The 26261-nt window shown below is 38.7% G+C and carries 20 protein-coding genes; 4 read left to right on the forward strand and 16 right to left on the reverse strand.

Annotation, left to right across the window (positions count from 1 at the left end; all coding sequences use genetic code 11):
• Window positions 1–156: 156 nt before the first annotated feature.
• From DXB58_RS20930 to DXB58_RS21000, 16 genes are all read right to left on the reverse strand, one after another.
• Window positions 157–2106: a cytochrome c biogenesis protein CcdA gene (locus tag DXB58_RS20930; RefSeq protein WP_122138139.1), complete on the reverse strand. Its 1950-nt coding sequence runs from the start codon at window positions 2104–2106 to the stop codon at window positions 157–159.
• 58 nt (window positions 2107–2164) lie between these two features.
• Window positions 2165–2656 carry a hypothetical protein gene (locus DXB58_RS20935; protein WP_122138140.1) on the reverse strand — a complete coding sequence of 164 codons (492 nt, stop codon included), beginning with the start codon at window positions 2654–2656 and terminating at the stop codon, window positions 2165–2167.
• Window positions 2643–2915 (reverse strand): hypothetical protein, encoded by a 273-nt coding sequence (locus DXB58_RS20940; protein WP_147338745.1) that lies wholly within the window; start codon window positions 2913–2915, stop codon window positions 2643–2645. The genes DXB58_RS20935 and DXB58_RS20940 overlap by 14 nt, the downstream gene beginning before the upstream one ends.
• Window positions 2881–3045, reverse strand: coding sequence for a hypothetical protein (locus DXB58_RS27740; protein ID WP_158571577.1), 165 nt, complete (start codon window positions 3043–3045; stop codon window positions 2881–2883). The genes DXB58_RS20940 and DXB58_RS27740 overlap by 35 nt, the downstream gene beginning before the upstream one ends.
• Window positions 3046–3192: 147 nt before the next feature.
• Window positions 3193–3732 carry a hypothetical protein gene (locus tag DXB58_RS20945; RefSeq protein ID WP_233527336.1) on the reverse strand — a complete coding sequence of 180 codons (540 nt, stop codon included), beginning with the start codon at window positions 3730–3732 and terminating at the stop codon, window positions 3193–3195.
• A gap of 122 nt (window positions 3733–3854) precedes the next feature.
• Window positions 3855–5702, reverse strand: coding sequence for a S41 family peptidase (locus tag DXB58_RS20950; protein WP_122138142.1), 1848 nt, complete (start codon window positions 5700–5702; stop codon window positions 3855–3857).
• 30 nt (window positions 5703–5732) lie between these two features.
• A complete protein-coding gene (locus DXB58_RS20955) occupies window positions 5733–8270 on the reverse strand; it encodes a PL29 family lyase N-terminal domain-containing protein (RefSeq protein WP_233527337.1) in 2538 nt (845 codons plus the stop codon).
• 82 nt (window positions 8271–8352) lie between these two features.
• Entirely contained in the window at window positions 8353–10575 is a 2223-nt protein-coding gene (locus DXB58_RS20960) for a hypothetical protein (RefSeq protein ID WP_122138144.1), read from the reverse strand.
• A gap of 21 nt (window positions 10576–10596) precedes the next feature.
• On the reverse strand, window positions 10597–11652 hold the full coding sequence (locus DXB58_RS20965; protein ID WP_122138145.1) for an Omp28-related outer membrane protein: 1056 nt from the start codon (window positions 11650–11652) through the stop codon (window positions 10597–10599).
• 9 nt (window positions 11653–11661) lie between these two features.
• Window positions 11662–12780: an Omp28-related outer membrane protein gene (locus tag DXB58_RS20970; RefSeq protein ID WP_122138146.1), complete on the reverse strand. Its 1119-nt coding sequence runs from the start codon at window positions 12778–12780 to the stop codon at window positions 11662–11664.
• Between the two features lie 5 nt (window positions 12781–12785).
• The gene (locus tag DXB58_RS20975; protein ID WP_122138147.1) at window positions 12786–13880 is read right to left on the reverse strand and encodes an Omp28-related outer membrane protein; all 1095 of its coding nucleotides are present in this window, start codon (window positions 13878–13880) and stop codon (window positions 12786–12788) included.
• A 35-nt stretch (window positions 13881–13915) separates the two neighbouring features.
• Entirely contained in the window at window positions 13916–15520 is a 1605-nt protein-coding gene (locus DXB58_RS20980; protein ID WP_122138148.1) for a DUF6029 family protein, read from the reverse strand.
• Between the two features lie 34 nt (window positions 15521–15554).
• The gene (locus tag DXB58_RS20985) at window positions 15555–16043 is read right to left on the reverse strand and encodes a TlpA disulfide reductase family protein (protein WP_117933654.1); all 489 of its coding nucleotides are present in this window, start codon (window positions 16041–16043) and stop codon (window positions 15555–15557) included.
• A 37-nt stretch (window positions 16044–16080) separates the two neighbouring features.
• Entirely contained in the window at window positions 16081–16974 is an 894-nt protein-coding gene (locus tag DXB58_RS20990; RefSeq protein WP_122138149.1) for a Calx-beta domain-containing protein, read from the reverse strand.
• Window positions 16975–17011: 37 nt separating this feature from the next.
• Complete coding sequence (locus DXB58_RS20995; RefSeq protein WP_233527338.1) at window positions 17012–18595, reverse strand: RagB/SusD family nutrient uptake outer membrane protein; 1584 nt, start codon at window positions 18593–18595, stop codon at window positions 17012–17014.
• A gap of 20 nt (window positions 18596–18615) precedes the next feature.
• Window positions 18616–21585: a TonB-dependent receptor gene (locus DXB58_RS21000; RefSeq protein WP_122138151.1), complete on the reverse strand. Its 2970-nt coding sequence runs from the start codon at window positions 21583–21585 to the stop codon at window positions 18616–18618.
• 939 nt (window positions 21586–22524) lie between these two features.
• Between DXB58_RS21000 and DXB58_RS21005 the strand changes: the two genes are divergently transcribed.
• The 4 genes from DXB58_RS21005 to DXB58_RS21020 all read left to right on the forward strand — a co-directional run bounded on the left by DXB58_RS21005 (window position 22525) and on the right by DXB58_RS21020 (window position 26261).
• Complete coding sequence (locus DXB58_RS21005) at window positions 22525–23013, forward strand: hypothetical protein (protein ID WP_122138152.1); 489 nt, start codon at window positions 22525–22527, stop codon at window positions 23011–23013.
• 145 nt (window positions 23014–23158) lie between these two features.
• Window positions 23159–24286 (forward strand): AAA family ATPase, encoded by a 1128-nt coding sequence (locus DXB58_RS21010; protein ID WP_122138153.1) that lies wholly within the window; start codon window positions 23159–23161, stop codon window positions 24284–24286.
• Window positions 24287–24301: 15 nt separating this feature from the next.
• A complete protein-coding gene (locus DXB58_RS21015; protein ID WP_122138154.1) occupies window positions 24302–24961 on the forward strand; it encodes a DUF4276 family protein in 660 nt (219 codons plus the stop codon).
• A 388-nt stretch (window positions 24962–25349) separates the two neighbouring features.
• Window positions 25350–26261, forward strand: coding sequence for a DUF5655 domain-containing protein (locus tag DXB58_RS21020; RefSeq protein ID WP_049702898.1), 912 nt, complete (start codon window positions 25350–25352; stop codon window positions 26259–26261).

Raw genomic sequence — 26261 nt, forward strand, 5'->3', positions numbered from 1 at the left:
CGGGACTTACACCCGTTAGATAATGCTCATGCCGAGCGTACAAAGACCGGCAAACAAAGTCACGCTTTGTATGCCGGTCTTACTACCTAAAAACAAATTCCTTTTCTAATCCTATCGATCACGAGTCCAGGTTAAAAAGAAAATCAATGACTAAATTCATTTTACGTAATGTTCCAATCCTTTCTGTAAAAACTCAATATAGGAAGTAATATCTTCATTATATGCGTACGACTTATTCAACGGATAACCTTCATTATCCAGCAATACATAAAAAGGTTGTGCATTTGCTCCAAACTTCACACGTTGCAGATAGCTCCATCTATCCCCTACCGTGCGTAAGGTACGCTCCGTTCCATTTTCCGTAACCTTAAGCGGCTTGTCCAACGGAGTCTTATCATCCACATACAAAGAGATAAGCACATACTTGTCATTAATAATGCGGCCTACTTGATTATCAGTCCATACTGCAGCCTCCATCTTCCGGCAGTTCACACAACCAAATCCTGTGAAGTCAACCATTACAGGCATTCCCTGTTGACGAGCATACTCCATTCCGGCATCATAATCCCTGAACTTCGGATGGACTTCATTCGAATACAGATTAAAATCCTGTGTCATTACAGGAGGGGCAAATGCACTGACAGCTTTTAGGGGAGCTCCCCAAAGTCCGGGAATCATATATACTGCAAATGCTAAAGAGACGAGTGCAAGGAAGAAACGTGTAACGCCTACTTTATTTTCATCACCATCGTGCGGAAACTTGATCTTCCCTAACAGATATATGCCCATCAGACCAAAAATCACAATCCATAATGCTAGAAAAGTTTCCCTGTCCAAAATTCTCCAGCCGTATGTAAGATCGGCCACAGACAGGAATTTCAGTGCAAAAGCAAGTTCCAGAAAGCCCAGTGTCACTTTAATCACATTCATCCATCCTCCTGATTTGGGCATTGACTTCAGCCACGAAGGAAAAAGGGCGAATAGTGTAAAAGGTAAAGCCAAAGCAATGGCAAAACCTAACATTCCGATAGCAGGAGCAATTACACTGCCAGTTGTAGAAACCTGTACGAGCAAAAAGCCGATAATAGGTCCCGTACAAGAAAAGGAAACTAAAGAAAGCGTAAACGCCATCAGGAAAATGCTTAATAATCCACTCGTTGCTTCCGCTTTACTATCCACCGCATTGCTCCATTTAGACGGTAGAGTAAGTTCAAACGCCCCGAAGAAAGAAGCTGCAAAAACAACCAACATCAGGAAGAAGAGAATATTGAATATGGCATTCGTTGATAAGGCATTTAATGCGCTGGCACCGAAAATTAAAGTAATTGCCAGTCCCAAGGTCACATAAATCACCACAATCGAAGCGCCATAAGTCCATGCATCCCGAATTCCCTTCTTCTTGTCTTTGTTTCTCTTCAGGAAGAAGCTCACAGTCATAGGAATAATCGGCCATACACAGGGAGTGAACAAAGCCAATAACCCACCAAGAAATCCGGTGACAAATACATACAGCCAGGATTTATCCTCTTGAGAATGTTCTTCACCCAACTCTTGCAGTTCATTAATAACCGGCTTCCAAAGATCATTTTCCGATTGCTTCTCCATCACATTTACCGGAGTCTCTTCCTCCTCTTTTATAACTGCGATATTCGCTTCTGCTTTTGTTCCATATTGAAAAGGAATTTGAGTCGGAGGTAAACAACTCTCATCATTACAAGCCCCAAACTCCAAAAATCCTTCTATAAAGTAATCACTTCCTGTAAATCTTATTTTTTGGATAAACTGTACCGTATCTTCAAAATAGCGTACATTCATCTCAAACATTTTATCATAAATACTGATTTCTTTTCCAACAGGTTTCAGTTTACCTACTATTTCCACATGATTACTTGTATCTAGGTTGAAAGTGGCGGAAATAGGACCGTCATCTCCCAATTCAGTCGAATATACATGCCATCCTTTCTCAATGGATCCTGTAAATACGATTTCGGCTTCTGTTTCCGAAGTTATTTTCAACTCATTCTTGAACTTTACAGGCTCTTTGATTTGTGCTTGTATATTCCCGATTGTGTACCAACCTAATAATAAAAATAAAATAATTCTCATTTTTCTAAGTTCAAAATTATAATCTATTATACAACAAATTTATTTCACTGTTTATATTCTATTGTGCTCGTCGGTTCCTTATATCTTTCAGCATCTCTATATATTCTTGAGAAGGATTCTTATTAGAGGTATCTGCATTTGATGGCGGAGGTATCACTTTGATCAATAAAAAGATGCAAAATATTACCCAAATAAGATTTATTGCTAAAAAAATCCAAACTTGTTTCATGCGTTGTCGTTGTTTTTCTTTAGTTTCATTACGATATTTATCAGCAATAGACAAATATCGTCCATTGCTAACAAATAATCTATGAGCAACAAAAGCGAATATAACAGCCAAAAGTATACCTAACTCTTCATTGTTTTGTACTTCCAATGAATGTAATACTCCAACTATTGGGCCAACAAAAACAAAAGTAAACAATGAGGTCGGTAGTAATAGCCCTGCTACTTCCGGTGACCTCTTTTCTCCCCACAATCTAAGCTGCCATATATATGTTCGATAAAATAGATATTCATATATCTCATATATTTGTTTAAGTATTTTCATTCTCAATATATTTTTTATATGGTCCACCATAAGTAGAAATATATCCAAAAACAATATTTGCCGAAGATTGGGATATAAATTGATAATCTTTTTCAGAAATATTGTTCCAAATTACAACTCCATTAATTATAGCATCAAGACCGAATATATATTTTCCTATTTTTTCTAAGCGTAGAGCCTTTTTCGTCACAGTACCACGAGTCCCTGTATATTGGTTACCTCCCCTAAGATGTTTTATACCATTTACCATCCATTCCACGCCACATTCCATCATGTACAAGCGAATAAGCTTTTATTCCGGTATATGTCCCTACTGCATAATTTATCATAGAGTAAGCATCACCTACACCGGGCAAACCCGTTTCTTCTATTTTTCGGAAGCTTTCCATGAATTGTGATTTCCCATCACTTACAGTCCCATAACTACTCAAGTCGTAACTAGCATTGTAAGAAAATACAGCAGCTCCATATACTGCATAGGCTCTAACAAACTCATCATATTTTTATCATTCATAGTATTCTTTCTTTAAAGTTAATTAATTATTTACCAGTGAAATAGAACGAAACCACTTATACTCCCCCTCTGCTCCTTCTCTCCATATTTTCAATTGATATGGCTTGGTTACAAAATATTTGTTTAAAGTAGGATTGTAAATTCTTACAGCAAAATTATATGTTCCTTCACCGCCATATAGTACTACAACAGTCGCATACCAATCAGAATTAAAGATTTCCTTTATAGACTCACTCGCTGGTACAGGTCTATCTATCCAACGTCCATATTCATACCATTGATAGACACCTCTCGGTATGACTATCGGATATTCAGAATCATAATTTACTATTGATATGTATGTATTCGACAAAGGACATTTATCACTCTCCCCGATACATAACCTTTCACTTAAAGGTAGTGTTTTTTCGTAATAATTTGAAAGTATAATATCCCAGCTAGTTACTACATTATCCACCACTTCATATTCTGATTCACTTTCAGAATCATCATCCGAACAACTACTTATTAATCCTAACATTCCAATGAATATGATTAATTTATATAACGATTTATTCATCATAGTATCCCATTTTATTTCTATTTATTTATAGAGCAAAAATGGGGATGCCCTCACTAACACCTTACCGAGAAGCATCCCCTTAAACTTAAGAGAAAATTTATTTCACAAGAGATTTAGTCTTACTAATATAAGTTTTCCACTTCCGGCTTGTTATAAATGAGCGAGCCAAAAGTTCCCACAGGGCGTTTCAAAGGTATAGATGGTACTCTAATGATTTCATCTTGTTGCGAGCGGGTCATTCCTGATCTTCCGCTACGTTTCACAGGTTCTCCTGTAGTCGGATCCACTCCTTGAACATCACATAGTGCCCAATATAATGGATAATTGAAATCAAAATTATCCCAATCTCCGAAAGCATAAGGAAATACATTATCAATATCATCCTCATAGCTTGAGTTTTGATTGTTCAACATGACATCCGGATCAATGCCATCAGCATAATCACCCCAATCTTTAGCATTGAAAGAACGGAAAGTAATCGGAGCAAATTCATAATATTTATTTCCATATTTATACTCTTGCACTTCCATTCCCACGTTCTTTCCCTCCGTGCGGCTACCAAATAATTTCACAGGGAAGTCGATTCCTCTTAATCCACTAATTATCAATTCACTGGCGGAAGCCGTTTCTTCTGAACAGATGATTCTTACAGAATTAAGATTTAGATCATCACCATCACCAAATCGAATGTATTCATCAGCTCCCGAACTACGCTGCATTTTCATAAATACATCCGAACGATGTGATGTACCAGCGATGGAAGCTGCTAAATAACGGGCTAATTCAACTGAACCTCCATTATTGAAACGTAAATCTAAAATCAAATCTGTGATACCTTCTGCTTTGAACTGTTGAATTACATATTTCAAGTCTTCCTCAAAGTTCAAATCAAAACTTAGATAAACCAAATAACCGATGTTGAATTTATTCTCTTTTTTATCTTTTATAAACATCGAATTCAAGATAGGACTATTGTTGTAAGCACCGGTAGTTAATGTAGTAGTTCCATCCACTAAATCATAACCACCCTGTTTTTCATCAAAGATTTTGCGTCTATAGCCGATCTTAAAAGTTTCGCCTCCACCTGCATAAAACAAAGTACTCATATATTGCTGGTAATTGTTCTTATTCAAAGTAACCCCATCAACAGAAACAATCACGTCGCCCCGTCTCAATCCGGCTTTGGTAGCAGGAGATTCTAAATACACATATCCAATAGATAACCCAATAGTTGTTCTATCCGGCATATAAGAAGAGAAAAACGTACCAAGTCCCGACCCTACAACACTTGTTGCACGAGTATTTGCACGCGTTCTACCGGAACCAGTAGTTTCCGTAATATAAGAATAGATATAACGCTTGCCGGCATTGACAGAGAATGCACGATAAGTACCTCCATCCTCCATGTTGGTTTTCATCGGTAAAAGATAAGTTGACAGAAATTTATCATAAGATACTGATTTATAATCTATATCCAATGTATTATATTCATCTTTAAAGAGATAATGCTCCTTCAAATATTTATCCATAAACTCATTAAGAGCCAGATCTACTGCTGTTCCGGAGCCTCCTTTTTGTGTAATAGTACAAACAGTAACAGGAGTTTTATATCCTTCTACTTGTACAACTACTGTCAGTATTCGTTCCTTTTCGGTTTCATTTTTATCAATCTTTACTCTGAATCCTCCCTTACCAGCAGCCGAATTGCCACTAATATTAGTCATTGAGGCCCAATCCGATCCCGTAGAATATTGCAGGGAAGGAGTCCATTTACCTGCAGCAGTAAATGAAATATCAACCGTCTCTCCATATTGAGAAACCGCTTTTTCCGTTTCATTGCTGATTGCGGTAATCCCGTTATCCGTATTATCTCCCACTTCTCCGTCGTCACTATCCGAACAGTTACTGAACGTAAACAGACACAAGACAAGTAATACTACACTATAAAAACTATAAAATATATTTTTCATTTATCTTTTTATTAAATTGGAAAACTAAAATTATTGCGTCGGAGCATCTACTACGGTTTTAGAAACTTCATAAAAACGTCCTTCTTTATCCATCCAGGTAACATTGATATTAGTTGGTAATGTTCCGTAAGTACTTCCTGAATAAGTCGTTGTTTGTTTCACACCATTCTTCATCACATACCTGATTTGTTCATCATACATACCAGTCAGGTAATCTGCCGGCCCTGCAAATACGTAAAAAATTTCACAAGCAGAGTTAGGCTTCACAGTGTAAGATACAGTGTAGAACTTATCTTTTTCTATCTTATCAATCGTAACTTCCGGTACACTGGCATTCCACAAATCCGTATCTTTGTCTTTTCTTACAAAAGTTGGCTTTTTGCTTGTATATTCCTTTTTAACCATTGTTGTAGACGGATTACCGTCAGCATCAACCGCTATCATATAAAGTACATATTCTGTATTAAACAGTATATCCTCAATAAGCAATTGATGGTTGTTCAAGTCGGTTGCCGCAATTTCAGTCACTTCATTGTTCATTATCAAAGCTTGCTTTACCATTTCTTCATCTCCCCAATACGGATAATTCTTGAACTCGCTCATTTTCATGTGAATATATCGGTATTTCACAGGGTTACCAGTCGGTGTCAATGTCAAAGTAGTAGATAAGGTTCCCGCTTCGATAGATACATCAACCGAAATGGAAGAATTATACGACATTTCTTTTGAATCGGCCTGTACTTTAATTAATGAGCCCAATTGTCCTTTATTATCCAAAGCCACCGCAACCAAAAATCCCTTTGTACCCGGTTCTAAAGAAGCCCTTTCAAAATCAACAGCCTCTTTAGATAAATTTCCGTTCTCGATAAGATACGAAATAATCTCTTTTTCTGTAGCATAGCGGGTTATAGCCTGTTCTGTCATATAAGAGTAATAAAATTTGTAACAGTTTGTCCCCGGAGTGATGGGGGCGTTAACACTAGTTACCGTAGATTTTATTGTCCCTATATTCACTGTAGCAGTTCCACCATACGTCAGTGCAGGAATTGAAATCTCCACTGCTGCCAGCTCTTCTGTTGTATATCCCTTTTCTATCTTATAAGGAATAGCCCAAAGTACATAAGTTGTTCCCGGTATAACTCTTGGCAAAAAATCCAACACCTTACCTTCTAATGGTCCATTATAATCAGAAGACTGTTTGATTCCGCCACCAAAAGCAAGATCTTCTATTACCATATCGGGTGAATAGTTGGCTTTATTTGTAATCCCGGTATAATAAGACTCACAGCCTTTTCTAGTCGCAGAAACCGTTGCACCTTCAAATGTTATATCCGATACCTTCAATTCTACAGTCGCAGCAGTCTTTATCACAGTTGCAATCACATCATCAGGCAAACACGCTTCATCCATTTCCGGTGATGGCACTGCCCAGATCATATATGTCATTCCGGCTTCAGGATCCTTGCCCAGTAATTCTGCCAACGCAACTTTATCAAGAGCTTTTGTTTTCATATACATACGGGCAGAATATCCGTTTACCAGTTCAGCTACAGATTCTGCACTATATTCACTGATTTCCAACACTCCCAGATAATACACTTCTATTCCACTTGCCAAAGTGGTGGAAACCATCTGTCCCTCAACTGATATATTCACAGGAGCCTCCCCTATCACTACCGGAATTTCCGAAATAATACTCTTTCCGTTAGATGCAACAGCTACTATAGCAACCTTACCACCACTCTCTGCATACTGATTCTCTTTCACAGGAGCAATAATGGTCAGTCCTTTTCCTGTTAACGAAGTTTTCCAACCGTCGGGTTTCGTTACAGTATATTTTGAAATACCACTCATCTCAACCGGTATCAGTTTCTCTTCACCGTTCGCAAAATATTGCTTTCCTGACAACATCTCGCATTTCAAATCTTTAGATTTCAAGACTTTCAATACCGTACCATCCTTCAGTGTGAAATAAGCATAATCATCGTCCTCACTTACTCCACTAAAAAGAGAAGTATCTCCCGTAGATTCACCGGAGGCATACACACCAGTAGATTCCCAAGTCTTTCCACCATCAGAAGAAATCTCCCACTCCTTCGTTTTTGTATTGATACGAATCTTGGGAGCAGTACCCGTCACAGGCATTTTATTGCCTTCATCATCTTTTAAAAACGTTTTCTTACCATCCGTACCGGTCATTCCCCAGTAATAAATGCCATCTTCATCTTTTATCACGGTTATTTGTGGAACATCTTCCCCATTTCCCCCATTCCGAATGGTAATCTCTGTCTTATCCGAAAATTTAATAGTATAACTACCATCTTCATTCTCCAATACAGAAGCTATTGATTTATTTTGTGAGAGAGCATCAGTCAGTGTCTTCAACGTAGAAATATCGCTTTGTACATTTTGCAAGGAAGCTTCTAATTTATCCATGCGATCTTCCAGACCGGAAATAGAGTTTTTTAGATCATCGTCGTTATAACATGACGAAAACATTACTATACATACAGCCATCAGGAAAAACATCTTTTTCCTGCACTCCATAAAAAATTGAATTCTTCTCATATCCATATTTTTTTGATGATTAGAGAAAAGCCGCACGACAGACTTTCACACCATCGTGCGGAATAATTTATTTTAGCAACCTCTATTTAGCATGAGGATGTTTACCCAGTTTTTTCAGATCAAGATAAATAGTACTTCCACTCATCATCGCCCCCGGAGTATTCTTTTTCACTTCTTCCTTAATGATCATATTGGCAGGAATCCGTTTATCTTTCTTGATAACCTGTGGTTTTGCCGTTCCTATCATCCCCTTTGCTGATTTCGGAGCATCCGGGAACAATACGGAAGGATCTGTTATTATGCCTTTGTCCTTATCATAGAATACAGTATAAAGGTCACCGATCACTTCATTACCATCACTATCTGCACCGATAGGCACACATAAAGCGACTAAACGTTTGGCTTCACTTGTCTTGTCGTATGATTGAGTAGTGGAGTTCACTGTTGTCAAACCATAATCCAAACAATATTCTTTCCATACGTCCATACACTCTTGATAAGTATAGTCACCACTGGCAGAATATTTGTCCTCAAGAATTGTATGATAAACCTTGGCCACATCCTTTACAATAGAGAAATGTACAGTGAAATTACCGATTTCACTCATATACCCATCCAGTTCCATTGTTGGATTCGGACCTGCTATAATTGCCTCTGTATTAGCTTTCACAATCTTTACATCTGTCAATACACCGTTCCAATCTTCTGCCAGATATGCAAACGTATATTCGGTAGCCGGATTCAGCCCTGTCCAAGTGAAGCTCTCCACTCCTCCTGTCGCTTCGGCAGGCCATACATTTGAATCTGCAGATAACAGATATTTTATCAACTCCGCTTTATTACCATCTTCCAGCAAATCCGGTGTCATGATATACTGATGGTAGAATACTGCAGTGTTCTGGTTATAAGAATAATTCAATTTCAAGCTTGTACGTCCCGGATCGCTGATCGTTATATTAATATCAGCTTCAGATGCATCCGGAGTATCCGTAATGCGTGCTATAGTAGAAAAAGAAGCATGCTTCACTTCAGATAGCTGACCATATTTATTGCGACCAACGTAAGCCACTACATAAGAAGTATTAGGAGCCAAATCATATTGGAATTGTGTGCCTTTAAATGAACCTTCCTGTGCAAAATTTGTGTTTTTCACACCCCATCCTTCTTGATCTAGAGCTTGTGCTAAAGCAGTCATGGTTGCTTCATCCCCATTTTCATAAGGAGCCCAATCCGAGGCACTGAATATACGGTAGAACATAGCAACACAATTCTTTTTCATTTCCACATTCATATCAACCATGGATGCACCGGCTCTACTAACAGCCAAGCTACATTCCGGCTTTTCTGCATTCTGATCTATTTCCTTCAGATGAAAATCCTGACGAACATATTCACCCGGAGTCTTATTCTCATCCAACCCGATACTGGTAGCAGTTACCATTCTCTTAGGATCAGCCGTATACCCAAAGTTTACCGTATAATACAATTCCTCTTGAGGAACCTGTGCCTCTTCTGCGGCCTTAATCCAATGTCTCATAAAATCTATATACAATGGTTTACCATACGTATTTATAAATGCATCAATAGGCTCCGCATCTCCACAAAACTGATAGAAGTATTTACAATCCTCATTAGGACGATATTGAATACCAACTGCACGATAACCTGTAGTTACATCAATATCCACACGAGGACTGCCTACCACACTCTGAACCGGTGTCTTCAGATGACATATTTTCATATCTGCCGGATTCTGTCCACCTTCATCATTACAGCCAATAGTAATAATCAAATATTCTGCACCGGGCACAATTTCCGACTGGGAATATTTTGAGTTAGCCCAATCGAATTCCGCATTCGGATAACTATCTCCTAAAGTCGACCGGCTAAATGTATATGCCCCCGCTCCTTCAGAATTGTAGAGAGCTTCTATTATCAGGTCTTCCACTTCTTCCTCTGTTGCTTGTACCCCTTTGCCTACACTTTCAAACAAATAATTATACATACGGCATAAAGGATATACGTCCAACCGGTAAGACTGGACTTTAGATCCCGGAGTACACTCAAATACAAAATTATGTTCGGTATTACTAGTAACTTTAATACCTACTCCACGCTCACCGCCATCCACTTCATTTTCACCCCATTTTATAGGTGTAGGGTTGGGAGGAAGCGATGGGTCCGGATTTACCGGTACATCAGGTTCTACGCCCGGTTCGTCACTATCCGAACACGAAAAGACCATGGGACTTACAACTAAAATAAATCCCAACATGAGTAATAAACTAAATAATTTTTTCTTCATAATTAAAAGTGATAAATGTGACTAATCATTTACATATTCATAATCGGTATCGCCATTGATTGCCTTACAAACTGCCAGGTTATTTACATAGCCGTTTTTATCAGTAACCAGTGCATAAAAAGAAATATTCTCCGCTTTCCATCCTTCGTCCATAATTACAGTATACTCTATTCTTTTTTCCATACCTGCTGCTATCTGCCCCAACTTATCGCCATCGACACTAGCAGACAGTAATTTACGTACTACATGGTTATGTGTGTAATCACGATAGATCCCTCCGTCATTCTGTTGATATTTCAACCCATCTTCTACTGCATATAAGATCAAACGATATTCAGCATCCTTTTCCGATTTAACTTTCACTGTAACGGTTGCTTGTCCATCATATTGCGACTGGATACCCACTCCACAATAGGCAGGGTAGTTATCCAGTGATTCATTGAACACAGACCTCATGACATCATAGTTTTCAGACAATCCCATTTTTCCACGCATATCAACGACACACGAGGGGTAAGCAGATAAACCAAATTTATTGGACAGGATAGAAGACTGATCGATAACCATCGGATCAGCAGGTGAACCATTGACGTGAAAAGCCATCATATAAACAATACCTTCATAGCTAGAACTTATCAGATAATTCAAACGAGTCATTCCAGCCGGGCACATAGCACACCACGTCCCGGTAAATTCCATTGCACAAATGCGCCTTACAAACTTGGAGGGCGTGCCAGGTGCTTCACGCGCAATCACCGTTATCAATTTGGATACATACTTGCCGTAAGATGCCTCAAAAGCATACATCCCGACTTTGGAAGTAGAAAATGTGCTTCCATCCAAAATTTGCCCGTCCATTACGGAACGGATGACTGCATCAGCAGTGATGTCTACTCCGGCATGTGTTACCGTAAAGGTTATAACATCCTTTCCATCAGCAATCAGCGTATTCTTACTGACATTCAAAAGCACTTCCGTCTCTTCCGAATCATCAGAATTACCTGAACAGGAAATCCAGAATATACCTATGCCGCACATGCAGACCAACAATAGTATTTTATAAACATTTATATACATAGTTCTTTTTTATTCGTTATACAGGTAATCTACCGATTCTCCAAGCTTACACTCATTTACATTGTTACATGTATAAGTTTTTCCCCCATCCAGCGTTGTCAGCATCGACACAATAACACGCATATTATCCACATTCCATCCCGGTTCCAATTGGCAAGACCGTTGCATGGTAGCTTCTGTTCCTGCCTTTACCTCCCCATTGAAACGGTCACCGTTCAATGACGTAGATACCACCGCACGAACCACATTGTTATGCGTATAATCATTCCCTCCATTCATTTGGGTATATTTAATTCCATCCTCTACCAGATAGATAAGGCAACGATAGGTATTTGTCACGTTAGAAATTATTTTGGCAGTAACCATTACTGTACGGTCAGCAGCATTATGCACTGATTCAATGGCCACACCGCAAGAGGCGGGATAGTTACTCAACTCATTTTGAAGTTCTTTTTCAATCTGGCTCTTAATACTGATCATTTCTTTCGTACCTTTTCGCATATTATAAAAGAAACGGGGCAGTCCCGAGAAATTACCGAGAATATTAGTCCGGTAGTTGTTAGTAGCTGCCGTACTCATAGGATCGGTCACCCCACCGAAGTCCATGTGGAAAGAAGCCACCGCTAATCGTCCCGGTTGTTCAGTCTGAATGGCTTTCAATGTAGTAGTAAGTGCCGGACAGGCCTGACACCCGACAGAGGTAAACTGCATCCCCAGCAATTTATGATAATAGTTGACTCCTCCTGATACGGAAGTAGCCTGAACGGTAACTTCATTTTCACTGACTATTGACTTTCCTTCATAATAACGGGCCTTAAAAACGTATGTGCCCGGCACTGAAGTACTGAAAGCACGAACACTGTAATCCATATTTTCCTCTCCCGATTCCTTTACTAAAATCAGGTTCATGGTGCTCTCGTTACTTACATCTTTTGTGCCCAACTTAACTGTAAAAGTCACCTTCTCCACCCCATCTGCCTGTATAGCCGTTTTATCGGCCGTAATACGCAGAATGCCGTCATCCGTCCCTCCGTTCTCCGTTTCGTCCGAACTGCCGGAACAGGATGACAGCATTGATAAACAAAGGATCATTACAATTGGTAGAATTGTCGAGTATAATTTATTCATAGGATCTAATCATTATAAAGATAGTCTATACTACCATTGATAGAACATTCGGTTATATTATCCACCATATATGCATCATCAACTTTCCGCAATGCATAAACCACTATCCGCGATGTTGCAGGATTCAGGTTCTTGGCATTAGAAATAGTGAAAGTTGCGGCAGTATGCTCTTCGTTTGCATTTACAGTGAATCGTCCGTCTGTCGACATTGACAGGTAATTATTGGAGATAGCTCTGACTGTATAGTCATACGAGGATTCATTTCCTCCGGATGCGGTCAAACCATCAGTAACCAAGACATACACCAGATCATATTCTCCTCCCTGGCTTGACTTCAATGCTGCATTTACCGTTATCTCACCAATAGAAGTATTATAAGATGTATTCACCTTGATTCCGCATGTAGCCGGATATTTTCTAATCTGATCTTGTAAGGTCTGTTTGATTACACTAACATTTCTATCTATCGACATCACCTTCAAATCATAGATGCAAGTAGGAAAACCGGATGCTCCGAAACGGCTCATAATTGTGCTTGTTTGTGACAGGTGGAACGGGTCGGTGTCAGAACTGCTGGAAGAGTGAAAAGCCATTTTCACCATACGTCCCGGTATCTTTTCTTCCACTTTCTTCAATGATGAAGTCATAGCCGGACAATAAGTACACCAAGTTCCGGTCATCTTAAAAACACCCACCTTGCGGTAAAAAAGCTCATAATTCTTACGATTCTGTACAGTTACGGAAACTTCATCCGACTCCCAGTCCAAATAATACGCCTTAAACTTATGAGTCCCGTTTTCTACTGCCGAGAATGTACAGGTACGTCTTTCCAGATAATCACCGGTAGTAAGATCTTCAAAATATACGTTTTTAATATATTCGGAAGTTGTCAGTACTTTCCCATTAGCATCCGTCACCGTAAAAGTCGCCATATCTGTTCCATTGGCTTCAATCTTGGCTTTATCCACAGTCAGAGTAATAGGTCCCGTCACTTCACCGTTATCCGGCACTTCATTGTCGTCAGAGTTGCCACTACATGCCATAAAACATCCGCATAGGCATATCAGGCTTGACATAAAAAACATTGTAAATTTTCTCATATTCTATATTCTAATTAATAAATGATTCGCTGCACTCAAAAAGAAGTAGTTATCGTCAGGTTAGCACCTGTATATTTAGGAATCGTCCGGCAAACTCCACCTGAACAGACATACCCTTCCTTGTTACGCCCATAACTTAAAGCGACACGTGTACGGGATTTGGCATAACTGGCTCCCACATTGTAATAATGGATTTTATCTTTACCGTGATTATACATGTCACTTCCATAAATACTCCATGCAGGAGCAAAGTTTATTTCCAGCAAAGCGGCCATCCAATCTTTCTTATCTTCCTGTGTAGTAAGATATTGTAACTCCATACGGGTTGAGAAAGAAGGGGTAAACTTATATTGTAAGTCTGCCACAAAAATATTCGACAGGTTGGTCGTCTTACTCGCTCCGTACGAAGGACTATATTCTTGCATGGAGTAAAGCAAATTCATTTTGAATGACTTCGTCCATTGTTTTTCCACATCAATACTAAAATCACGGAATGACAAGTTGCCCATCTGTGCTGTACCTTCTTTTTCTAAAGCATAATAGGTAGAAAAGTTAGCATGTAATTTCAAACCGCGTTTGCCTCCGATAACCGTTCCTCTTTTGAAATGATAAAAAACATCCAGTTGTCCGCCCATCTCCCCGCTGATTGCTTTTGTCACATCTCCTATTTGTGGAGTGTGAGGGTGTAAATTGGTCAACATATAGGTATATTGCGTACTCATAGCCGGAACATAATTCAACAGATTCGAAGTCGAGCCATTACCGGCAATAATTTCACTGCTCATCCATTCCAAACGACGTCCGGTCAGGTTTATCCCTAATCCGTTGCCGCTATATCCCAGTTCCAGCAATTGTGCATTGGCACGCTTCTTTGCATAAAGCTTGTCATCATGAATGAAATTATAATATTTATTCCCTCCGTCTACATACTCACCCTTCGCTGTAAATCCGGAACGTTCAAAATTTACCCGTCCCGAGAAACCATTCGAATAAGGTTTTCCTCCCTCTTCTTTCAGGTCGATATTTATTTTCTCATATCGGTTTAATGCTCCTCCTTCGATACTCAAAGAAGAGTTTTGCCAACGAAGCAAGTCAGATAGGGAGAAACTTACATCTACACCACGCACCTGCGTATCAGAAAAATCCATGCCGAATCGTGGAGTTCCCCAAATAGCTTTCACACCTACAATATTCTTATAATTGTAGGTAAAACGTGCTCCCATTACCGCATTATTCAATCCGAGCATACGGTCCTCCCAGCTACGGAATAACAGCCCACTCCCGAACTGCTCATAAAATGTACCCGCTGTTACGGAGAAGTCCTTATCTGCCCAAGATACATAATAGTTGGTCAGTTTTGCTTTCTCCAGCTCTGCGGGATACCCTACCAGTACAGGCTCATAGGCTTCCAATTGCACACCTACGGCAAACTTCCCCTGATAGTAATCCAACTTCAGATAATTGTTCGAGCCGAAATGATCTTCCGGTGACTCTGCTTCCGTCTTGCTGTCATCCCGGTAATAAATCGTATTTGTTTCAAAGCTCCCTGTCAGATAACCTTTCTTGTTATCATCCTGCGCATGGGCCAGAGTTGATGCCAACGCTAATAAAGCCAACACCTGAATTCTTATTCTAGTCATGTCATTGCGTTTATCTATGAATAATAATAGTTCTCTATTTCTGCAGTTTCTTTATCGCTTTCAGTAGTTCCAGTTCACTACCCGGAGCATACCCGGTGTGTGAATAAACGATCTTTCCATCCGCATCCACCACGTATACCTGTGGAGTCAGGCTCACATTCATAGCCCGCATAAATTCCTGATTTTTATCATACAGCATGATAAAATCATCCCATCCGTGTCCTTCCGCCAATGCACGTGCTTTAGCCGTAGAACGGCTGTCATCTGTAGAAACAGCTACCACACGGAATTTGGCTTCTTCCAGCCAATCGGGCAATTGTTCATTAATAGCATCCAACTCACGAATACAGGGTTTGCAGGTTGTTGCCCAAAAAGAAATAATCATAGGTGTCTTGTGATTAACCAGGGAGGCGGTGTTAACTTGTGCTCCTTTAGTATCTTCGACCTTGACTGATGGAATCTGTGCCATGGCACAGGTTAGAAAAGCAAACAACAGGGTAATGCAGACAATTAATGCTCTCATAAATTCTTATATATTTGTTATGTTAATAATTTGATTCTTATCTGATGTATTCCATCTTACAACCAAATAGTCTGAATTTTTGCATTTGTATCAGACCGTCCTTATACATATCACCAATCAGATTGGCATTCTCAAATGTGATTGTGCTAGTTTCAGCATCATACTCTCCCCGATACACGTCGGAAGTACTTCCGTCCAAAGCCAGTCTCCTGAATCGAATGGTGTACGGGCCATAAGAAGCGACATCTTCATCCGGCACAAGGGATATGTAAGTTTTCTGTGTTGCCGAATCATATTCATAATGTAACCGCCAGCTGAATTCCCACTCAATATCGTTATCCGGATCAAATCCGTTTTTATTCGAACAAACCAGATAGTGCCCATATGCTTCCGTACCTTCTTCCGCTGTATTTACCTTCACGGAAAATCCCACCGGCGCATTAGTAACTTGGTTAGTAGAAGCCGTTCCGGTAAACACCCAGGTTCCCGAAAGCGTCTCATATAAACTGGAATCATTGTCTTTGATAGTCACTGCCAACCGCTTATTCTCACCGATAGAGGCTCCTTTCACATCGGCTATTTCAATATCAAAAGAACGGTCGTCATTGACAAGCTTGTCATCAACGGTTTTAAATTCAAAATTTATAGTTTCTTGTCCGGCAGGGATAAGCAATGTTTTTGTTGTAACAATATAGTTTTCGTCCTCCTTTGCTGTATGATCAATTAATTCGAATGTCACGCGGATAGTTCCGGTATGTTCGCCTGTCACTACAACGGGCACAGTGCATAAACCGGCAGACTCCTTCACCGTCATTACTGTCTCCTGTAAGTTTACCGTAGCCGCTCCGGAATTAAACTGTTCCTCATCGTCCGAACAGGCGGTGATCAGGACGGCACACAGAAGAAGGGTGTATATTTTCAGATAGTTCATTTTACTCAAGTGTTTGATGATTTACATTATTCATTTATTAATATCCCGGATTCTGCTGACCTGCCAATTGAGGGTTGGCATCCATTTCCGTTTTTGGAATAGGCCAAAGCATTCGCTGGTCATCAACGGGCTTATCCAGTCCGTCAGTACTTGCCTGTCCCGGAAAAAGCACTAATCCTTTACTTTGCGGTTTTCCGCGTTTCACACCTTTTCCCCAGCGTTTCAGGTCCATCAGGCGGTAGCCTTCACCTACAAGTTCCCGCTCCCGTTCATTCATAACCTCATTTAGCAAAGCTTCCTTATCGTAGGTTGCATTGGTGAATCCTTCAATTCGCGCTTTCTTTAATGCATTCAAGGCATTGTTGCCTTTTTCCACAGAAGTTGCACTCCCGATTCTGGCATTAGCCTCCGTGGCAACCAGATACATTTCTGCAATACGGAATGGTTTCGGCTGATTCAAATAGCGTGTTTCATTCCCTAATGCATTGTAATATTCATTACCCGGATATTTATTAAAGAAATAGATATCTGCTGCATTACCGGACGATACGGTTAAGTGATACTTTCCGAAATAAGTAGTCAGCCGGACATCTTTCTCATTGTATAAGTCAATCAATGTTTGTGTTGGAATATAATCTTTCTTAGTAGTCGGATAACCGATAAAAACAGTTCCCAAGGGTACGCCGGCATCGTCGGCACTAGTCATCGCAATCTGCCAGATAGTTTCCGTTCCCTTATCATTCTTCCATACGCTTTCAAAATCTGTTGCTGTGTTCGATAATGGATATTTGTTCGAATTAATCAGGTCACCTGCATATTTGGCAGCATTTTCATAGTCATCCATTTGCAGAGCAACACGCGCTTTCAGGGCAGTCACTACATCTACTGTGATATAATTTCCACAGTTCTTGGGAGCAGTATTGACCGTCACGTATGCGCCATTGATATATCTGTCATAATCAGCAATACCATTTTTTGCTGTTTCTATACGCACCTCGGCTTCTTCAAGGTCCTCCAATATCTGTTTATAGGTATCTTCCAGTGAGGATCGTCCCGGATACTGGGTAGCAGCAAGCTTGGGTTCATATTTCACCTGAAGAGGCAGTCCCGGAGTGTTTGCTGCGGTAGCTACATCATAATCGCGGCAAAATAAGGTAGCCAGATAAAAGTAGCAGTATGCTCTTGTAAAATAAGCTTCCCCCTCATATACATTAATCTGCTGTTTTTGGATTTCCGTCAACTCTATCTCCGGATTTTCATCGATCTTGCCTACCCCGTCAATAAAGAAGTTGGCGCGTCCGATAGCAGCATAGCAATTTGCCCAGATTGTTTCTACGGTAGAGTTGGTGCTCTCGAAAGTCCAACGGTGCAGCTCACCATATTTATTAGAAAAATCCGCTACTGCATTAAAGGCATCCGCCTGAACTTCCGGAGCCAGTACATAGCTTCCTCCCGTCAGTCCTAAATATACGGAATAGATACCGGCACGCGCTTCTTCAAAACCGACTATGGTCGTTAATGCTTCCTCTGCCGGAATAGCATCGTAAGGCATTTTATCCATATCACAGGAAGTCATTCCAAATGTCAGTACAGTCAATACTATCATAGATATTTTCTTCATATTCACCATTCTTTATATTGTTAGAAAGTTAGTTCGACCCCGAAAGAATATTGCTTGGTATTGGGATAGTTACCCAGCTGGATATTACTGTCCACTTCCGGGTCATATCCTTTATATTTAGTTACCGTGAGTAAGTTACGTCCCACAAAATAGACTCTGGCATTACTGATTACCCCTGTTTTCTGAATCAGTTTGGCAGGGAAAGTATACCCGACAGTCAGGTTTTTCATACGCATGAATGAAGCATTCTCCAGCAAATGCGTATCAAACTGCATTGGAGAGTTGGGAGTAGAAATTCGGGTTACATCTCCCGGTTTTTGCCACATGGTAAGCATTTCTACCGTCTGATTGTCCGAGCCTGCGAAAGTGGGGTTCTCTGTGAAAAAGCGTTCATTATTCAACATATACTGGCCGAGCATAAAGGAGAAATCGGCACTGACGGAAATTCCTTTCCATCCGAACTGGGTACCAAAACCACCGGACCATGGAGCATAGCGTTGCTTGCCTACAAAAACGGCATCTTCTTCCGAATAACTTTTCGTCAGATTTCCATTTTTATCATACCACGTATTATATCCGTCACGCGGATCAACCCCTGCCCATCTTACATAGTAGTATTCTCCCCAAGGTTTGCCAACTTTCATTTTCAAACCGGTATCAGGTAAGGTATATTCATCCAGTCCGTTAAACAGTTTGGTTATTTCATTCTTATTATAATTCAGATTTCCGGAAACACTCCATGAGAAGTCTCTCATTTTTAAAATATCCACTCCCAATGTAATATCAAAACCGCGGTTGCGCATACTTGCTACATTTTCTACGCTACTGCCATGTCCGGTAGTATACGACAGCGGATAACCCATCAGCATATCGTCCGTCTGACGGTTATAAAACTCCAATTCTACTGAAAATCGGTCAAAGACTTTGGTACTGATTCCTACATTCAATGTCTTCATGCTTTCCCATGTCAGATTATCATTGCCGACGGTAGAAGGAGCAATTCCCGATTGCCCGTTATACAGCAAACCGGAGCCGACCAATGCCAACGCATTATAGGCACTGATACCGGAATTACCTGTTGTTCCATAGCTCACCTTTAACTGCAGACTGTTCAACCATGAAACGTCCTGCAGGAAATTTTCTTTTCTCATATCCCACATGGCTCCCAACGAATAAAAGTTTGCCCACTGGTTATTTTTAGCAAACAACGAAGAACCGTCTCGTCGTGCTGCCAGATCGATGTAGTAGCGGTCAGCGAAACTGTAGCTGATTGTACCGAAATAAGAATTGAAAACCTTGTCATACATGGTATGTAACGGCACTTCTGACTCTGCCCCTGCTGCCATTAGCATCATTCGTGTGTCTACCATTTTTTTAGAAGTTGCCGAGAAATTCTCATTCTTTGTGATAATGGACTCCTGCCCAGCCAATACAGTAAAATGATGTTTACCAGACAGGCTGAACTTATATTCCGCTGTATTGGTGAACGTGAAGGAATAATAACGTTCAAACGACTCGGATGCCACTCCTGCCCCTTCAAACGGCCCTTCCGGATAGGCCTTATGTGAGTTACGATAATCAAAAGCATCGACTGCCTGTGAGGTACGAATGTTCAAGCCTTTTATCGGATTTATATTAAAGAAGGTATTACCATTGATACGCACCGTACTCCGGTTGTTGGGTTGAAGTTCTGCCAGGTAATACGGACTATAATATCCCATATCGTTTAAATAATCCAGACGTTTGCCATAACCAGTGAAATTACCTTCTTCGTCGGTCAATATCTCGTTCATCGTCTGGTCGGGACGATAAATACGTGCGGCATACGCTTTGTTATAAACGCTGTTGGCTTCCGTTCCAAAGGTTGTCGTATTATATTTCTGATAGGAAAGGTTCACATTAATCCCGGTTTTCAGCCAGTCGGTCACCTTTACTTCTACATTACTGCGTAAAGTCTCGCGACGCAATGAGGAGTCGTCCATAATTCCCTCCGTGTCATAGTGTCCAAATGAGATATAGTAGTTGATACCTTCGGAACCACCAACCACATTTACATCGTACTGTTGGGTGGGAGCAGCATCTCCAAAGAATACATCCGCCCAGTCGGTAGATATACCATTATCTATATAGAACTTCTTCCGTTTTTGAAATGTAGTGTCGTATGCTTTTCCCGGATCTAGCATTTCCTGCAGGTTAAGCCATTGTTCAGTGTTCATCATCTCTATATTATCTCCTGTCATTTTCGACCAGCCATATTGTGCATTGATGCTAACACGGGCTTTCTGTCCCATTTTTCCTTTCTTACTAGTCATTATCACGACTCCGTTAGCAGCACGGGAGCCATATATAGCTGTTGAGGAAGCATCTTTCAATACCGTCATGCTTTCGATGTCGTTTGGATTCAATGCTGTAAATGCTCCGGAAGAAATAGGTGAACCGTCGAGAATAAAAAGAGGTTCTGTATTTGAATTGATCGAACTAACTCCACGCAATCGCATTACAACACTTCCACTTGGTTCTCCACTGGGAGTAAACACCTGTAAACCGGCAACTTGACCTTGTAATGCATCTCCGGCATTAGCCACAGGTCTGTTGGCTATCTTACTGTTATTTACTGTTGTCACCGAGCCGACTACCGAACCTAGCTTCTTGGCAGAACCGTAGCCAACTACAACAACTTCATCCATCAATTGTGTATCAGATTTTAAAATAACTCTAACAGTCGGCTGAACAGGAACCGACTCCGTTTTCATACCTATATATGAGATTTGCAATATTTTTGCTGAATTTGGCACATTCAATAGTGTGAAATGCCCGTCTATGTCTGTTATTGTACCTAAGTTAGTGCCCTTTACGACAATTGAAGCCCCTACAACAGGTTGTTTGTCATCATCGGAAATCACCGTTCCCGTGACTTTCTGCGTTTGAGCTGTTATCAGCCCGATACCTATAAAAAGGTACCCAAATAGCAGCGCTAATTTTTTCTTCATAAATCTCTTTTTAAATTATTAAATAGCCCTAAAACAATTAAACTCACTTTTCACACTTCGATAAGTTCTATCAGAACTTAATTACGATTCATTGCTTTTGTTGTGTTTTTGCATCAAATATGTCATCTAGGGAGGAAATGTTGCTTGATTTTACTTTTTCGATCAATCCATATAACGATTTCACAAAAAAAATATGTCTTTTCGTTGTTTTTTGCAAAAAGAATATATACTTTTGTTCCATTATATAATACCAAAAAGGAATTGTTAATAAATAGAATCTGAAAAAGATTGATAATTTTTATTTTAATAACTATATATTTATTTTAATATAAATAGAGTACGAAAAATCACCAAGTTCTGATAGAACTTGGTGATTTTTCTTTTAATGAAGCAATCTCTAGCCATTTTACCTCAATTAACCTCCTATCAAACCTTTCATCAACATTATAATTAAATTTCAAATTTACCTTAAACATAAAATAAAATCAGAATTATAAAAGAGTCTCATTTAAACTATGTTAAATAGCTATTATCTGAAAATTCTTCATATATGACACTCGGTATGTTTCTTTAATACAGATAAAAACACTCAAATACATAGCGATATAATTTCTTTACATTGAAAAAGATTAGATTATTTCATGATTTCAATTTTTTGAGATATTTACTATAGTTTTATCTCTTGATTTTAAGGAGCGCCTCGTTGCTTTAAAACCAAGGGGGTGTTCCTCGGTGTGCAACGGGTCGTTCCTTTAAAAGGAACGACCCGTTGGTTTTAAACCAAAAAACACTTATGTAACCATCTGAAAACCAAATCATTGCACAAGCAGTCTATCGTACCTTCCTTTTATAAGAAATTTCTCAACACAATAATGCAAATGCCAATACTAAAAGCAGTACTCCTCTGATAAATATTTTACAAATAAAATCTAAAAAACAATGGTTACAGTTACTTTCCAAATTAAGCCCTATCTAGCGGCTTACATGTACGTGCGTTATAAAAATCACCTCGATGTACCTCCAGACCGCTTTTCTTCCTCGCTTTCCGCCATCCATCTTCTCGACACCCAGCCTATCTACCACTTCCTCCACCAACTTTCCATCCCACACCCTCCCAATGCCTCATGGCACGAAACCGGAAATATCACCTTCATTCTCCCCCACCCTAGAAACGGCAAAAATCCAAATGTATATAATTATATAGGTCATGACAGTGCGCTTATCATTGAAAAAGCAATGGAAGTAGAAATGAAGGCCGAACTTTATGAATTTCTCCTGGAAAATAAATACTGCCACGGCATCATGTTCAAAAAATCAATGGAAACTTTTGTCGCACATTATAATATGGTAGAGTTAGTGGAAGAAGAAAGTTTGATGAGGGCGTTTCAGAGGTGGAGAAAGATGGTGAAGGAGGAGAAAAACATGTGATTATATTATAGGTGTCACATAAAATGGACCGTTTTTTATTATTTCTTTCCCTAAAAATTCCCTCTCCTACTATCAATCAATTCTATCGCTCCATATTTCTCTTTTCCACTTTTTATTTCTACCTTTGTAGTATAAAAAATAAATTATGAAAATTATAACTTTTAGCTATTTTGACAAAGTTAGAAATTGGGGATTCAACAATTTAGAATTCTTAAAACTCACATTGCTTGTTGGTGCTTCTGGAGTAGGAAAAACTCAAATTCTACATGCTATTAATAATTTAAACAAAATAGCAAATGGTCTATCACAAAATGGAAAGAAATGGGATATTACATTTGAGTCTTTGGATGGAAAAGTTTATAATTGGAAAGGTGAATTTCAAAAAAAGACAGATACTCCATTAGATTGGATTAGTGAAAGCATTGAAAAATCGACTGTCCTATGGGAAGAACTTATTGAGAATAAAAAAACAATTATTAAAAGAGAAAACAATAAAATCCTTTTCCAAGGTAAGGAAACTGTTAAATTAGCAGCTCATCAAAGTGTTATTTTTTTGCTTAGGGAAGAACCATCAATAGCAACAGTGTATGCGGGACTTCTAAAAATTAAATTGATTGAAAGCACTATGCGGAATCTTTCTTTCTTCATAGAAGACCGGTTATTAAGAAAGATTATGCGTTTATACAGTGATAAATATCAGAGAAATATAATAGATCAGGACCTTATTCTTGGACTAAAACTATTAATAGTTTCTCAACAAAAAGATAAAAGTCTATTTGAAGCTATAAAAAAAAGGTATATTGATATCTTCCCACAAATAGAAGACATAAGAATGACGAAAGACCACCATTCCACAGATAAAACTAAAAATGACTATATCCTTCAAATAAAAGAAAGGGATGTTGATAACTGGATATCACAAGATGATATATCATCCGGTATGCTCCGAAGCTTAATACAAATTTGTGAATTATATCTTTGCCCTGAAGGTAGTTTATTACTAATGGATGAATTTGAGAATAGTTTAGGAGTAAACTGCATTGATGAACTAACAAATGATATTCTTAATTCAAACCGAAATATACAGTTTGTATTAACAAGTCATCATCCTTATATAATCAATAATATCCCTTATCAAAACTGGAAAATAGTAACAAGAAAAGCTGGAAAAGTGACTATTAAAGATGCTGCTGACTATAGGATAGGAGAATCAAGGCATGATTATTTCATGCAACTGCTACAACTGGATGATTTTAATAATGGCATAGAGTAAGCAAAAAACAAAACAATGAATTTATATTTTCTTGTAGAGGGCAAAAGAACAGAACGCAAAGTATATCCAATGTGGCTATCTATTTTAAGACCCGAATTAGCAAAAGTTGATCATGTATTGGATGTTGAAAATAATAACTACTATTTAATAAGCGGCGAAGGATATCCTTCTTTACTTAACCATTTAGAGCATGCTATTGATGAGGTAAATGAAATAGATAAGTTCGATTATCTTATTCTTTGCTTAGATTCTGAAGAAGTATCGCTTCAAACAAGAAAAGAAGAAATATTGAAATATATTACTCAAAAACACATCAAATTAAAAAGAACGGAACTAGTTATCATTATCCAACATCCTTGTTTTGAAACTTGGTTCTTAGGAAATAGAAAAATATTTAAAAGGTATCCGCAGAGTCAAACTCTAAACCAATATATAAACTTTTATGATGTAAGAGAAAAAGATCCTGAACTAATGCCATGTTTTCAAGAAAATACAAGAGCACAATTTCACCATTCATATTTGAGAGAAATATTTAATGAAAGAAATATTGTATATACAAAACAGAAACCAGAAATAGTAGGAGAAGAAACTTTCCTGAATGAGCTTATTAACCGAAGTACAGAAACAAGCCATATATCTTCTTTTAAAAACTTCATTGATTTTATTAAATCATAAGAAATGGGAGGAAGCTAGCTGGTATAGACAGAAACTCGCTCAATGATATAGCACATTTTGATATATACCAGAGATTTCGACGATATCCAATACTAATTTTGATCTCGACATAGCGAAAGTGCATAAGAGATAAAGTGAGTGATACACTTTATATAAGACTATTTCTATAATCCTTCGGGGGGGGGGACAGTGATGAAGATTTATTCTACTTAATATGATAATGAATTTACAATAGAATAATATGTAAATATATGCTACAACCATTTTTCAACCCAAGACATTAAATAAAGAATACAAAGCATGATTGAACTGATTAAAATATTTTATATCAACAGAAACATCAAAAGAATTGTTACCTTTACAGCAATAAACAATTCAAAATAAGATTATGGCACTTTACAAATATAATACTTCAGGCGTCTTTTCTGAAATAAAAGAAAAGCCTTTTAAATTGGAAAGAGATATTCAACGCATGTTTGAAACCAATATGTCCGAAATCATGGGACTTGAAATGATAAAGTCCGAATTTACGATTAAAGACCGCCGTATTGATACGCTTGCCTTTGATCCTCAATCGAAGGCTTTTGTTATCATTGAATATAAGAGGGAAAGAAACTCCAGTGTCATAGATCAAGGGTTTACTTACCTAAGCCTAATGCTGCAAAATCAGGCTGATTTTATTCTGGAATATAATGAAACACAAGCAGGGAATTTGAAACGGAATGATGTGGACTGGTCGCAGACAAAAGTCGTGTTTGTATCACAAGGGTTTACGCCTAACCAACGAGAGGCTGTCAATTTCAAAGATTTATCCATTGAGTTATGGGAAGTGAAGCGCTATGAGAATGATAGTGTATCCATTACTCCTATTCGCAAAAGTCACGCATCGGCAAGCATTAAAACAGTGATGCAGAATAGTCCGGAATTTAAAGAAGTGACAGAGAAAATTAAAGAGTATTCGGAGGAAAATTTATTAAAAGGAAAATCTGACGATGTTGTAGAATTATACGAGAGTTATAAGAATGCAATTCTTAATTTGAATACAGAAATTGAAGTTAAACCACAAAAGTGGTATATTTCATTCAAAAAGGCCAACAGCCATATTTGTGCACTCGAAATCCAGAAAAATGGAATAAAGCTTACTATAAATGTAGCTAAAGGACATTTAGAAGATAGTAAGCAATTAACAAGGGATATTTCAACTGTCGGACATTTTGGCAATGGAGATTATGAACTCAAAATCTCGGATACTAAATATTTAGAATATATAATGAGCCTTGTGAAGCAAGCGATTAAATAA

This window comes from Bacteroides sp. OM05-10AA (assembly GCF_003439055.1).
GTDB lineage: Bacteria > Bacteroidota > Bacteroidia > Bacteroidales > Bacteroidaceae > Bacteroides > Bacteroides intestinigallinarum.